Origin of the sequence: Paenibacillus foliorum (genome assembly GCF_013141765.1) — a bacterium.
In the GTDB taxonomy this organism is placed as follows: Bacteria; Bacillota; Bacilli; order Paenibacillales; family NBRC-103111; genus Paenibacillus_S; species Paenibacillus_S foliorum.
In genome coordinates, this window is record NZ_WHOD01000128.1 from 124,801 (window position 1) to 139,396 (window position 14,596).

At 43.2% G+C, this 14,596-nt stretch carries 12 protein-coding genes; 4 read left to right on the forward strand and 8 right to left on the reverse strand.

The genetic code is table 11. The annotated features are described in order from the left end of the window. Positions 1-49: 49 nt before the first annotated feature. The 5 genes from GC093_RS33255 to GC093_RS33275 all read right to left on the reverse strand — a co-directional run bounded on the left by GC093_RS33255 (position 50) and on the right by GC093_RS33275 (position 5,115). Positions 50-1,255 (reverse strand): M14 family metallopeptidase, encoded by a 1,206-nt coding sequence (locus GC093_RS33255; protein ID WP_171656251.1) that lies wholly within the window; start codon positions 1,253-1,255, stop codon positions 50-52. A 175-nt stretch (positions 1,256-1,430) separates the two neighbouring features. Beyond that, positions 1,431-2,240, reverse strand: coding sequence for a glutamate racemase (gene racE / locus GC093_RS33260; RefSeq protein WP_171656252.1), 810 nt, complete (start codon positions 2,238-2,240; stop codon positions 1,431-1,433). Positions 2,241-2,472: 232 nt separating this feature from the next. Next, positions 2,473-3,513: a polysaccharide deacetylase family protein gene (locus tag GC093_RS33265; protein WP_171656253.1), complete on the reverse strand. Its 1,041-nt coding sequence runs from the start codon at positions 3,511-3,513 to the stop codon at positions 2,473-2,475. Between the two features lie 21 nt (positions 3,514-3,534). After that, the gene (locus GC093_RS36525) at positions 3,535-3,660 is read right to left on the reverse strand and encodes a hypothetical protein (protein WP_281365357.1); all 126 of its coding nucleotides are present in this window, start codon (positions 3,658-3,660) and stop codon (positions 3,535-3,537) included. A 156-nt stretch (positions 3,661-3,816) separates the two neighbouring features. Beyond that, positions 3,817-5,115 carry an alpha-glucosidase/alpha-galactosidase gene (locus tag GC093_RS33275; protein WP_171656255.1) on the reverse strand — a complete coding sequence of 433 codons (1,299 nt, stop codon included), beginning with the start codon at positions 5,113-5,115 and terminating at the stop codon, positions 3,817-3,819. Positions 5,116-5,476: 361 nt separating this feature from the next. Here GC093_RS33275 and GC093_RS33280 point away from each other — a divergent pair, with 361 nt between their 5' ends. Continuing rightward, positions 5,477-6,337: an AraC family transcriptional regulator gene (locus GC093_RS33280; protein WP_171656256.1), complete on the forward strand. Its 861-nt coding sequence runs from the start codon at positions 5,477-5,479 to the stop codon at positions 6,335-6,337. Between the two features lie 135 nt (positions 6,338-6,472). Here GC093_RS33280 and GC093_RS33285 read toward each other — a convergent pair whose 3' ends face one another. The 3 genes from GC093_RS33285 to GC093_RS33295 form a co-directional block, all read right to left on the reverse strand. Continuing rightward, positions 6,473-7,708, reverse strand: coding sequence for a glucose 1-dehydrogenase (locus GC093_RS33285; protein WP_171656257.1), 1,236 nt, complete (start codon positions 7,706-7,708; stop codon positions 6,473-6,475). Continuing rightward, positions 7,705-9,744, reverse strand: a complete 2,040-nt coding sequence (locus GC093_RS33290; protein ID WP_171656258.1) for a glycoside hydrolase family 15 protein — start codon at positions 9,742-9,744, stop codon at positions 7,705-7,707. The genes GC093_RS33285 and GC093_RS33290 overlap by 4 nt, the downstream gene beginning before the upstream one ends. A 168-nt stretch (positions 9,745-9,912) precedes the next feature. Beyond that, a complete protein-coding gene (locus GC093_RS33295) occupies positions 9,913-10,350 on the reverse strand; it encodes a hypothetical protein (protein WP_171656259.1) in 438 nt (145 codons plus the stop codon). 213 nt (positions 10,351-10,563) lie between these two features. Here GC093_RS33295 and GC093_RS33300 point away from each other — a divergent pair, with 213 nt between their 5' ends. From GC093_RS33300 to GC093_RS33310, 3 genes are all read left to right on the forward strand, one after another. Then, a complete protein-coding gene (locus GC093_RS33300) occupies positions 10,564-11,220 on the forward strand; it encodes a helix-turn-helix domain-containing protein (protein ID WP_171656260.1) in 657 nt (218 codons plus the stop codon). Positions 11,221-11,485: 265 nt separating this feature from the next. Beyond that, on the forward strand, positions 11,486-13,294 hold the full coding sequence (locus GC093_RS33305; protein ID WP_171656261.1) for an EAL domain-containing protein: 1,809 nt from the start codon (positions 11,486-11,488) through the stop codon (positions 13,292-13,294). 93 nt (positions 13,295-13,387) lie between these two features. Beyond that, positions 13,388-14,530 (forward strand): phosphodiester glycosidase family protein, encoded by a 1,143-nt coding sequence (locus GC093_RS33310; protein ID WP_171656262.1) that lies wholly within the window; start codon positions 13,388-13,390, stop codon positions 14,528-14,530. The last annotated feature ends 66 nt before the right edge of the window (positions 14,531-14,596 follow it).

Sequence of the window (14,596 nt, forward strand, 5' to 3'; positions counted from 1 at the left end):
GTAACGAATTAAAAGTACTAGTTTTTGTTGTCTATAATCTATTATAACTCTATATGACCAGTCCTTCCAGCATGATTCCTATCACCTCATCATACATACTGCGAAATTGTGTGAGCGGTAGAGGGTTTACCCCGAAACCCGCTTCAACCGTGAAACCAGGCCTCCGAAACTCCTGAATAAACCAATCCTTATAGCCTGCGTCACTCCCTTGCAGCTTTACTGCCCGATATCGACTCACCTTCGCTAGACGTTTGGCCAATTGCTCTGCTTCAATAGGCTCCAAGTCGCGATAATTCCAGTAAATTTCTTGCCCTTGTGTATGTAAAGCAATCACTAGGCTAAAGTCGTGCTCTTTAGTAAAATCAGCCATCGCTTTGGCCTCCGGTTCAGTTAAAGGAGCTGTACTTGTGTAATCCCTAGGTCCTGAGCCCACTACTTCTCTACGATCCCGCTCAAGCTCCCAGCCGGCTGGAAACTGATCATTCAAATCTACTCCGCGGATATTGGACTTCCAGCCTGAGAAATCTGAGCAACCAAAGTTCCACTCTAACAGCAATTCGTAGAAAGGGTTGTCCGGCATTGCTCCCACATGTACAAGCTCTACCCCGTCAGGGTTAACCATTGGCACAATCCATAGGGATGTTTGCTCAAAAAGCTTGCGTACATCTCTGCCTCTTAATAAATTACCCAATCGATAGGCTTCTGCATACTCTTCAATAAACTTCATCAGCAGCAAGGTCGTAATCCATTCATTTGCATGAAAGGCTCCGTTATAATGAACTTGTTTGGGGCCGCTGCCCAGACGAATTACAGGTATGCTTTTCCCCAGAACAGAGTCCCCTATGGAACCCGTAACCAGAAACGGATACCTCTGCCTCAGCATCTCTAAATCCACGATCAGTTCCGTATAACCATACTCACTATCCGTATGAACTATAGACTTTCTTTTATTGTACGGAAGTACTAGTGTCTGGCCAATTTGTAAGCTCTCAGGATCTGCCTTGGGGTTGGCTGCTACCAAATCCTCTAGTAAAATCCCTAGTCGACATGCAATCTCAAAGAAAGTAGTATCCCCGGCTTGAATCAAATATAAAGGTGCAGATGGTGGCGGAATTTGCAGCACCAGTCCTGGGGAAATGTAGCCTTGCTCCATTAGCTGTGGGTTCAGACTGTATAAAGAGGTTAAGTTGATCCCATGACGACGAGCAATGCGAAATACCGTATCTCCACTTTGCACTACATAGAGATTAGACATCAATAAAAAGCTCCCTTCCTTGACTGCAGTAATCCTGCAGCATGCTGGTAGCTTATATTGTATGCAGATGTATTCTTGTTTGATGACGTTCTCCTGAAGCAAAAACAGGACGATTTCGAGGGATACCTTCGAAATCGTCCACTACCTAACCACTGGCTTCTTTTAGCTGCTCATCTCATATAATGTGAGGTACTTGCCAAACTACTGGAGTCACTCTCGTTTCTTCATTCAACCAGGATTGCGCTATTTTCTTAAACATATAGGGGTCGCCACTGCAAAAGAATTGATGCACTGGAATCGAATTCGAGGTTGCCAGCATCCCTTTATGATATAAGATTGTACTGATTTCCCGTGCTGTTTCATCAGCTGAGCTGATTAATGTCACATTAGGACCCATTACAGTTGAAATGGCCTCCGTCAAAAAAGGATAATGAGTACAGCCGAGAATCAAACAATCCATCGGAACATCGGTTAAATTCCTAAGCGTTTGCTCTACCACCAATTGGGTTTCATTCGTACGAAATAGCCCCTTTTCCACCAATGGCACAAGTTGTGGGCACGACTGACTTACGACCTGTATATGAGGGGAAATCTGACGCAGTGCAAGCTCGTAAGCACTGCTTTTGATCGTACCTTCCGTACCAATAACGCCGATCATACCATTTCGAGTTGTTTTTATTGCTGCCCGGGCACCCGGATGAATAACTCCGACAACAGGAATAGACAATCTTGCTCGTATTTCATCAAGAGCAACCGCTGTTGCAGTATTACAGGCGATAACAATCATCTTGGGTTGAAATTGCAGCAAATAATCTACAATTTGATGTGTAAATTGTATCACTTCTAGGGGAGATCTTGGACCATACGGAGTACGTGCCGTATCACCGAAATAAATAATCTTCTCCTGAGGAAGCTGCCTCATGACTTCTTTGGCTACAGTGAGCCCACCTACTCCGGAATCCAGTATGGCTATCGCTTGCTGCACAAGTATTCGCTTCCTTCTGTCTGTGAATTGATGAAACGCTTCTACTCCAAATGTTCATATTACTTTATAACTGCCTCTATTATTAAAGTATGATGGTAGATAAAGAAAGGTACCTGTCATTAGTTTAAGTCTGAAGCATCATTTTATAATACCAGATGGAGTGGAAGGTTGCCACGCAATGATGTCTTAATTTGACTGAAATATCTGATTTTAATAATAACAACTCTAAATTCTACGGGGTCTGGATATCTGTTAGCAAAGCAAATTCATAACCGGCTTGTCGAACGCCCTTAATAATGCGGTCAAGCGCTTCAATATTCTCAGGGGATCCTTGATGCATCAGAATGATGTTACCATCATGCAGATTATTCATTATATCGTTATAAGGATCCTCTGCGCCGTTCTTCCGCGGCTCCCAATCTTTCATCGCAGTTGACCAAAACACAGATTTATAACCCATATCCGAGACTAAACTAAGTAAGTGCATATTATAGCGTCCATAAGGAAACCGGAAATAAGGCTGGATGTCTTTGCCAGTCACTTCTTTATATAGCTTCTCGTAATCTTCAATTTCCTTCTTTACTTGCTCATCGGTTTGTAAATTCATATCCGTGTGTGTCATTGTATGGTTAGCTACCAGATGGCCATCTTTAACCAGTGTCTTAACAAATTCAGGCGCTTTCTTCACATTGTAGCCTGCAATAAAAAAGTTAGCTTTCGCGTCGTTATCCTTTAAAGATTTAACTAACAAATCCATATCGCCAAGAGGACCGCCGGTATCGATTGTCAAATAGACTTTCTTGCCCGTCCCCACCCATAACGCCTTCATATTATCTGTATACAGCTTCGTTTCATTTGGAAAATTGGGAACCTTTCCCTTCGGCTGCTTCATGTAATACCAGGATACAGCCTTACGGTCATTGGCAATGTTAGCTTGTCCAGCAGATTTCCCTGTTGCTGGTGATGCCCCTTTGTACGTGGAGCCTGTTGCAGTTGCTTGATTAGACTCTTGCTGTGTTCCTGCTGTTTCCTTCAATGGCACGGGTGCGGGTTCTGCTGCATTCGCGGCTGCTGAAGGTTCTTTGGCTGGACTGCTTTCTTCAGGCTTCATTGGTTTAGAAGCATCCTGTGCCTTGGTTTCAACAGGCAAGGGTGACTGGGCCTCCTTAGCGGCCCCACTGGTTTGTGCAGCTTCCGAGCAAGCGGTTAAAGCGGACAAACAGAGGGCAAAAGCAATCAAACCGATATTTCTGGTTAGAGTCGTTGGTTTCATCTTGTTGACAGCTCCATTTCGTTATTCGTTAGGCAATTCTGTGACTACACTTAGCCATTCATCGATTGTAAAGGAACTGCATGGCAGCTCTACCGAATACGAATTGATGTTCGTGTATATTTTACCAAAAGGCGCAGGTTCTGGCAATGATATTCCCTCTCCCAAAATGATAATTCACTCATTAATGGCTGACAAAACAGACAGCAATAGCACCAATTGAATCCCTCTACCAAACCAAAAAAACTCCTGCTGGCAGTTACAGCCAACAAGGAGCTTTCTTGAACTTACTATTAATCGTAAAGCTTATACAAATTTAGGCAGCCAATCACCGTGCGCTTCGATTAAATCATCGCACATTGCTACGATATCATCGATAGAAAGCTCAGCAGCAGTGTGAGGATCTAGCAGCGCCGCATGATAAATATGCTCTTTCTTCCCGGTAATAGCAGCTTCCAAAGTCAGCAATTGCGTATTAATGTTGGTACGGTTCAAAGCAGCAAGCTGTGGAGGCAAATCGCCTACATAGGTCGGTGTAACACCGCTGGAATCAACTAAGCAAGGTACTTCGACGCAAGCTTCCTTCGGCAGATTTGTAATCAAACCATTATTCATTACATTTCCGCCGATTTTGAAAGGGTTGTTCGTTTCCATGGCTTCAAACATAAAGGACGCATATTCATTAGAACGTTTGTGTTCTAAATTTTTGTTATTAACCAATTCTTCACGCATGGATGTCCATTTTTCAATTTGGCGTACACAACGACGCGGATATTCATCTAAAGGAATGTTAAAGCGTTCGATCAGCTCTGGATAATTTCTTTTAATAAAGTACGGGTGATATTCAGCATTATGCTCAGAGGATTCCGTAACGTAATAGCCAAAGCGGAACATCATTTCGTAACGCACCATATCCTTGTGCTGCTCCTTTTGCTTCTCACGAGCACGACGCTTAATTTCTGGATACAAGTCCACGCCATCCTTCGTTACCTCAAGCAGCCAAGACATATGGTTGATACCCGCTATTTTAGTTTGCACACCTGCAGTGTCCATTTCGAGCGCTTTGAATAAATGCGGCATGCAGCCTTGAACGCTGTGGCATAAGCCAACCGTTTTCACGCCTCCGTAAGTAGTCATTGCATTGGTCAATACAGCCATCGGATTTGTATAGTTCAGGAACCAAGCATCAGGACATTCTTCTTGAATATCTTTGGCGAAATCTAGCATAACTGGAATCGTACGAAGATTTCGGAAAATACCGCCAATTCCCAAAGTATCGGCAATGGTTTGACGAAGACCATATTTCTTAGGAATTTCGAAATCCGTAATCGTACAAGGATCGTAGCCGCCAACTTGAATCGCGTTAACAACATATTTGGCACCGCGAAGCGCCTCCTTGCGATCCGTATACGCTTTCACAACGCAAGTACTGCCCGCAGTAATCTTTAAATTATTCAACATATTTTCGGAGTCTTTAAGACGTTCTGGATTAATATCAAATAATGCCAATTCGAAGCCTTGTAATGCGGGCGTCATCATGCAGTCACCTAACACATTTTTAGCAAATACAGTGCTGCCGGCACCCAGGAAAGTAATTTTTGACATGAACCTTGCCTCCCATAATGTAAAATGTATTTTAAACCTTACTTAAACTATACTCCTCATAGCTAAGTAATCATATGGAGACAAACCATTTTTATATGGACGATTGTAGTTTGTTTGCTGTTTTCAGGAATGTTACTGAATGAAGCAAATTCGAGGTTGCACAACACGGTAGAGCCAAGTATAATCACGAATGAGTACAACCATCTACTTTAAGGACAGAAAAACAGCTTGTATACATGGATTTGACAAGATAATGCACTTCCATGAGCCTCATTAACTAGGTTAAAGATTTAAGACATTTGTAGTCATGTCTCTCGAATGTAATAACTAAGATAAATAAATCTCAACCGAGGTGTTCCTTGTGATAGAGCCCCATCATTCCGTAGCCTTCAATCCGAACCCAAGCAAAGGTGAATTATCCATCCTATTTAGTGGAAACTCCCAAACCAAGCCCGCTCATAAGGTTGGTCCTCAAGTGCTGGACTACTATTTAATCCATTATGTTGTCTCTGGACGCGGAACCTTCCGTTGTATGGGACATGATTATCATATGGAAAAGGGAGGCAGCTTTGTTATATTTCCGGGTGAGCTGGTAAGCTATGTATCTGATGAAACAGCGCCCTGGAGCTACCGGTGGGTAGGATTCAAAGGTACAAGAGCTGACGAATTATTAAATAAACTAGGTTTATCTCAGCATCAGCCAGTTAATATCACCCAACATAATCGTAAAATGAACGCATTGTTCTACCAGCTTGAGCAAACCCTTCATAAAAGACAGTCCAATTGTGATATGCAATCTCAAGGCTATATGAGGCTTATTCTCGCTGAATATGCCCAAAAGCTGGTTAAGACTGATGTTCCTGTTGAAGATTCACAAGGTATACAGCAGCAGATAGAGCAAGCAATACGTTGGCTTACCTTACAATACCACCAACCTATTTCCATAGAACAAATGGCTCAAAGCCTTGGGTACCACCGAACCCATCTTTCCAAAATGTTTAAGCAGCATACCGGAATGTCGCCCATGAACTTTTTACTTAAAATAAGGATGGAACGTGCCAAACTACTGCTGCAAGAGAGTTTAACGATAGATCAGGTAGCGTCTTCAGTCGGTTTTGGCGATGCTCTATATTTCTCAAAGCAGTTCAGAAAATGGTTCGGCCGCTCCCCCTCCGACTATAGGCAGGATCAAACTACCAATCCCTATGATTGCAGACAATAGCCTAGCAATATTTCCCGGGGAATCATGGAGCGTTTTCTAAGCTGGAAAATTTAAATAACACTAAATAAGCTTATAAAAAAAGCGCAAAATCCAGTCCACTGCTTTAGTGATTGGTTTCTGCGCTATTGGAGTTCCTTATACAGAAAAGCTGTAGGTTACTGGGGCTGCCTTTTCATTGATCAGATTCGCCCAATTCGATTGGGGAACAACATCCACAACCGCTTTAATCCCTATTGCTTTAAAATCAAGATCTGGCACTTCCTCTAGCCTTAAACGGTTCGTCATAAGCCTATCCAGCAAGCCAGGAAACTTCTCCTCCATTAACTTCAGTCGGTACAATCCAGTCTCAAAATCTTTACGCGATGCATTCACAGATCCCAAAATACATTTATTTTCCAGGACCAGCTCTTGATTTATGTGATCTGTATCTATTTGCAGGCTCCGGTTGCCTGGCGTAACACCCAATAAAGCTAATATGCCGTTAGCTCCCAATGCAGTCATCCCCTCGAATGCCAGCGGGCTGTAGCCAGTGCATTCGAAGATCAGATCGACGCGCTTGCCGCTCTGCTTCAGAAATCCGCTGAGTGTCTCAGCGGATTTCCCTGCCCCCGCGCCATCCGAGCTGCCTGCCTGTCGGTACTCCGCCCCGCAGGCCCTAACCAGCTCCGCCGCCGGTCCATCTGCCGGCGACATGGACCATACCACGGTGTCTAAGCCAAGACACCGACAAGTGAAGGCCGCCAGCAAGCCGAGCGGCCCTGAGCCTAGCACCAGCGCAGTCTTAGGCTGCCAAATCAGCCTCTGTTGAATGCGTTGGGCTTCATGCCACACCTTCTCCACTATGCTCTGCGGCTCTGTCAATACCCCGTAAGCCAAGGATTCCTTTGGCACTTTGATCACATATCTTGCTTCCTCAACATAGAACTCGGATAAATACCCGTGACTGCCTTTGATGCCCCGCTCCACATACTGCCCAGTCTCACAGAAATCAGCATGGCCATTTCGACAGTTCACACAGTCAGGCACCTTGCAAGGCCGCCTGACCAAGGCGCAGACCAGATCACCACGCATTAGACCGCTTTCCTCCCCGGCCTCCTCAACAACACCCAAAGATTCATGGCCAATCGTCAATTCGGATTCCCCTTTTGGAGGTACACCATACTTCTCGGTCATCAGCTCCCGATCCGTACCATCGAGTCCTATGCACAGAACACGAACCAGTACTTCATCAGGCTGCTTTCGTACCGGCTGCTCTATCTCTCTCAGCTCCAGCCTCACATTCGACTCATGGTCACTTCGGCTGTCTGCTCCTGCTTTCGTCTTCTCACCCGCTGCTTCAGATTGAAGCCCTCGTAACCGAACCGTCTTCATTGCTGAACACCAGCCCCTGCCAGAAGCTTGGCATCGCTGACATCTTCTTTCCCGCTGCCTTTGTTTTTAAGCATCTTCAGCTTAGACATGTACTCCTGAACCACCTTGACAAAGGATGCATGCGACCAAGTCAAAGGCGAGACAGACATGGGGTCACCTGTATACGGATTGACTTGCTCCGCCAATACACCACTTGGAAGAGCATGACTCATCGTCCAACGAATCAAATCGGCCGCTTCCTTCAGACCCTCTTCCGTTTTCGCAGTAGCAATCACCCATTCCGCATACCATAAAGTGCAAATAAACCATGGATTACCAGGCACTTTACCAACATCCTTGGTGACTTGGTGATAATAATCGTCGCTGTATCGAGCGATCCCCCCCACTTCAGTTTGTACCCACAGCTGATTCCGGATCGCCTTCATTGTTGCCTCGATACGTGGATCTCCAGCATCAAACATCTCAAAATCAAACAACGCATACAGGCTTGCATCCAAGGTCAAATCCTGCTCATACTTGCTTTTTTCCCTATTCCAGTATAAGGATCTTACAAATCGTTTCTCCTGCTCCGAGTACATCTGCTTCTCAACGGCGCTCTTCATTTTGGCTGCCGTATCTCTATAGTGAATTACCCGAGCCTCATCTTTAAAATATTCGGCAAAATTAGCCGCAGCTAGCAAGCCTGCATATACACTGGATACGGTAAAAGCATGAACCCCATACCGTTCCTCCCACAAGTCATATGAAGGGAGTGGCAGGCTTGAAGCATCCCTGTACCTGATCATAAAGTCCGCAGCAGGTATAACCAGTTTATCGTAATCCTCTCTCGCATCATCCATTGTCTTGGCTAACTGGTGATGATGCCATAACGTATAAAGAACAAGCGCTGTCTCATCCTCTTGAATGGGCAGCTGTTTTTCTCCTGCAGCATTCACCCACGGATGCCAGCTCGACCCAGGTGATCCGTCCGGGTTGTATTTATGCTGCAAATAACCGTCTTCCGTAATAGCTCGTCTACAAAATTGATAAAATTGCGATGTTAGCTTTACAAAACCCGAGCGGTCCAATGCATGTGCAATCAGAGCACCATCACGCGGCCACATATACGAATAAGTATCCTTTGCAAACTTCAAAATATCCGAGTCATTAGCCGCTATAATCGCGCCGCGGTTATCCATATTGCTCCGGATTATCAGGAGGCTTCTTTTATAGAAGGAAGCCATACTGGGATCCAACAGACCCAAATCATGCTGATCCTGCTCCAACCACTCTTTCCAAAAATTATATGTCCGTTGCAATAGCGCTTGCGGGGACGACTCTCGAACCTTATTTTCCAGCTTGCGAACCTGCTGCAGTTCACGTCCAAAGCATATCCAGAACCAAGCTTCCTTTGAACCATTCGCCGGAAGAGTTAGTGTCAACTCTATTGTGCCATCGACTGCGCCTTGTGCTACTGGATTGCATCCCAACTTACCGTCTTCAGCGTCCTTCCATGTGCCCTCAAGCCCATTGAAGCCCTTTTGCCCAATAGCGTAACCGCTGCAATTGGCCGAATTGTTCTCATTCGTCCAACTCGATAAGGTCATGTAGCGATGCCCTTTATAATAAACAAGCGAGTGAAGATCCGGATCATAATAAACCGTATTTCCTATACCGTTACCGCATAAATCCACATCCAAATGAAAATATAGCTTTACGGTACGCTCCTTACCCCAGGTATTGGTAATATTTACCTTGCGTAGAAACACGTTCTCTTGAACATCAACACCATCCCGTAATTGCATCTTCAAACCTAAGCGTTCGTGAGAACCTTCTACATGACTAATCATCGAATCGTTTAAGTAAGAGACTTGCTTCATATATTCGGGATGATCAATCCAGAAAAAGCCCTCGTCTGTCCAAACCCCAAAATGTGATAGATGCTCAGCTGCTTGATTTTCCTGCCCGACATACGGGAAATAAATATCCCGCAAATTATAATTTCTATCGAAATTCACCAATACGTTTCCATTTCCAAGAGGCAAATCACGTGCCATCTGCTTAATCCTCCTCCGAATTTCATAAATATCTCGCATCATAAATTTAATAACATTCCAACTAAATTTTGCCGAAAATACCAACAAATTATTCATCTCAGGGCAAAACGAAAAAGCACCCTGGCTACCCCCATGTGCTTACAGTTACTTTTATTTAATTAATAGTTGTTATTTGCGCTTTCTGCCATGTTTGACAAGCGTCATTCGCCTCGAATGCCTTAGCCAAGAATAATACGCTTTCAAATCCCGCAGCTGTATATCTTCCGAGATTTTCCCAAGAAAGGTTACTATTATCATTTTGTACAAAGGATTTCCGGCAATGTCGATTTCGTCCTTCAACAGCATAAATTCAGCAACAACTACCAAATCCTCATCAATCAAATATACATCTTTCTCCTTTTCATAATAAGGATGCATTCTTTCATTTTTCAAGACATCCCATATATACGAGCATATATAATCAATACCGCTATGCTCATTACCAATTCGTTCTGTCCAACGTGACAGCGCATGGCTAGTTATGACTATATCGGCAATCTTGAATCCATTAAATTGGATATAAAAGGGCTCATAGGTGCTCCAGCGGTTCATGATCTTGTCTCTCATCTACAGGATCCCCCTTCTTGTTGTAGTATGCCGACTTTAATCTTAAATGTAGTATTTATACTACAATGCGTCAAGGCTTACAGCTTTATATTAACAATATTTTAGAATCTCGTAAAAGCACTCCAATGTTACATAATTGTTACATTTTTTTAACAAAACTATTTCATTTACCGAAATTCTCCTTTACAATACTTCTAGAGAGAGGTGAACATTTTGGGGGAAGCTATTCCTAATTTTGGTCAATTTTTAGAAAGTTTACGAGGTAATATGTCATTAAGAGAAGCCGCCAAAAAGTGCGGTCTTTCACACGCTTACATTCGCGATTTGGAATTGGAAAAAAACCGTTCTACAAACGAGAAAATCACCCCTTCGCCTGACACTTTAAAAAAATTGTCTGGGGCTTATGGTTACCCTTATACGGAGCTTATGATCAAAGCGGGACATTTAATGGAACAAGACTTCTCTGGATCTTATCTAACCCCTATTCAGGTAGATTTGACCGCTGTATTTTATATTGAGATCGGAACGAAAGAAATATATTGCCTAAATCAAATTACGAGGATAACAAAGAGCATCGAATCCCTTAGAGACTTCAGTCAATTTCTCGATCTAGTAGACGAGCATGATTTTAAGAAAGTGGACACAAATATTTATGTAAACTTCCAGCATATTCGTAAATATGATGAACACCTCGGCAAGCTTTATTTCGATTCACTAGGAGTTGGACTATCCGTTAAGATGTCCGAACCCTATCAGTGCAAATACCACGACCTTATTTACCCCCAAATTGCTACTAACAATAATACCAGCTATGAGATTACATTTGGTAAGAACAGCATGCTACAATCACTCTTATCTTCGGTGGACTGAAACACTATAATCCCTAGTATTATATGTGTTTTGCAGTAGCTGTAAGCGCTTAATTCGACAACTTTCTGCTTGTACATTACAAAAATCTAATATAAACTGAAAAAGTAAACTATAGTATAGTTTTTTTGAAATATTTTCCATTCATTGCTTTCTAATCTAACTATTACACCATTTAGTATTGCACTAACTGCTGCCATTGTCGTATTTATATTAATTATTCATCTAACTTCATTATCTTAATCCTTCTCTTTGGAGCTGAGTCTTTATGCAGAAAATTCCCGTTACTCGAGATGGCAAGAGAGGGTCAGAGATTATTATTATTGATTCGAGCGAAGTTATAAAAATCGAACGAATCCGCGACCGATCCATAGTCATTCATACAAAAGACCAGCAATACTATCTGGATCTCTCCTTTGATAACTTAGAAGAATGGTTATTTGAAGACGGATTCAGGTTTCTCGACAGCGCAAATCTAGTGAATATGAATCATGTCGGTGAATATGACTCTAAAAAAGGTATTGTTTATCTTGACAAAGAGGACCGGAAGTATTCCAAAACTGCTTCCGCTGCCCGAATACATAAGGAACATATTCATAATGTCATGCAAATCATGGAGACCACTGATCCTAACAACACACAACAAAATCAAGCAGAACAAGACGAGCTGTTCGCTAAAATTATTAGTGAGACAAACGATGAACAGTTTCTTCGATCCTATGCTACTATTCGTGCAGTCAATGCACGCAAGCGTGCTGAACAAAAAATAGTTCACATGGCTTACCACGATTCATTGACGAATTTGCCTAATCGTCTTCATTTTGATGAAAGACTTAAGACTTGTTTCGAACATGCTGAACAAATCGGTGGCATGATGGCGGTTATCTTCTTCGATCTTGACCGCTTTAAAGTAATCAACGATACGCTCGGTCATCATGTTGGCGACCAGCTGCTGCAATTACTAGCCCAGAAACTCCAGATCTATGTGAAAGAAAAAGATATCGTAGCACGATTCGGCGGCGATGAATTTATCATATTGCTCTCAGATATTACACATATCGATGAAGCCGCACAGTTCGCCAAAGGGATTCCAGAATTATTGAAGGAACCTTTTATTATTGAAAACCAAGAGCTCTTTGTAACAGCCAGCATAGGAATAAGTCTATACCCCCATGATAGCACAGACGTAAAAACATTACTGAAAAACGCTGACATAGCCATGTATCGCTCCAAAGAGAAGGGTGGGAATTCGTACCATTATTATCAGCCAGAGATGAACAAGCGTTCCTTACATAGATTAAATTTGGAGATCCATCTGCGTAAAGCATTGGAGCGTGACGAATTTCGCATATTTTATCAGCCCATTGTTGATTTAAGCAAGGGACAGATTTATGGCATGGAATCCTTAATACGTTGGGCTCACCCTGAATGGGGTATGATATCCCCTGCAGAATTCATCCCTCTTGCCGAGGAAACCGGGTTAATTATACCGATTGGCAATTGGGTATTGAAACAGTCCTGTCTTAATAATAAAAAATGGCAAAACATGGGACATCCTCCCTTATGTGTTTCTGTCAACATTTCCGCGATACAATTTCACCAGCCTCAATTCGTACAGCTTGTAGAGAAGACACTTGAGGAAACGGGCTTGGAGCCCAAGCTTCTATGCTTGGAAATAACCGAGAATGTGGCTATGACCAATATCGCTTATATTATGGACACCATGCAGAAGCTGAGAGCACTGGGAGTACGAATCTCCATCGACGATTTTGGTACTGGCTATTCATCATTTAGCTATTTGAAACGGTTTAGGGTCCATACCTTAAAAATTGATCAGTCTTTTATCCGTGATGTAACGGTTGATGAAGAAAATGCGGCTATAGTAACTGCTTTAATCGCTATGTCCCGCCAATTAAAAATAAAATCGTTGGCAGAAGGTGTGGAAACTCAAGAGCAGCTCGACTTCCTGATTAATCAAGGCTGCGACGAGATACAAGGCTATGTTTTTAGCAAGCCTATGCCTGCGCATGAGTTTGAACTTATGATTAAAGAAAACAAGCAGCTGTACCAAATGTAAATAAGAGGAAAAAGTGAGGTTGTTAACTGAAACTTTTTCCTCTTATTTACGTTTATAACATTGAAGCAACCGACATGTGAAAGGACAGAATTCATGGCAACCCAAATATCACGTAATGCGAATGCCGGCAGCGGTCCCAAACCAAAACCTCGTTCACCCAAAAAAACGAAGAAATCGTCAGCACTTCTAACTTTATTTTTGTATACGGTCAGTGTTCTGCTCCTAATGGGGATGTTATTCAGCTTTTGGTTCTTTATGACGAGTTCCGGCTCCAATCTTCGCTTCTTGATGGCTGATACGCTAATTACAACACAGCATCGTCATTGGGCGACTTACCTAATTGGGCAAGAAGAATTGGATCGAAGGGTCAACCGCTATTGGCAGCAGTTCGATAACTTTGCAGAGGTCAAGGATCAGCAGCTAGTGCATGTTACCAAGCCGGACACCAGCTCAGCTAAGCCGGCACAAAAAAAGCCATTGGTGGAGATCGAACCGATATCAGGCACCAATTTCAAAGGTCATCTTCTCATTGTCAACGATCCCAAAAAGCTAAGAATTGCAGTCCCTGGAACGCAAGGTAAAGGGGAAAAGGTTTCATCTATGGTCAAACGTCTTGGAGCAGAGGCAGGAGTAAATGCCGGAGGCTTCGTAGATCCTGAATGGATGGGCAACGGCTTTCAACCTACTGGAATTGTGATGTCAGGTGGCACGATTTTTTATAATGACGGTGGGATGAATACCCCCAATCATATCGTTGGCATCGATAAAGATGGACGAATGATTGCAGGCAAATACAAGCCGAGTGAGCTGCTCCAGATGGGAGTTCAAGAAGCGGTCACCTTTGCACCACGCTTTATTGTAAATGGTGTGGGGCAGATTAAAAACCAAGCCGACGGTTGGGGTATTGCGCCTCGTACAGCAATGGCTCAGAAGGAAGATGGCACGATCATGTTCGCTATCATAGATGGCAGGAAACCGGGCCATAGTATCGGCGCAACCTTATTCGATATTCAAAACATATTCCTTGAGCATGGAGCTGTTACAGCAGCCAATCTGGATGGAGGCTCTTCCACCGTTCTGGTGCATGATAATAAAATAATAAACCGCCCTTCCAGCGAATATGGCGAACGTTATTTGCCTACGGCTTGGCTCGTTTTTGATAGCCCCAAATCAGCAGACATTCGAAATATTTGGCAGGGGCTTGATCCTAGCAAAATTGATCCATCCAAATGGTAGGTACTAGGTTCTCATACTAGTAACAGTATCAAAAGCAAACAAGAAGCCTCCAAAGCAAGAGGCTTC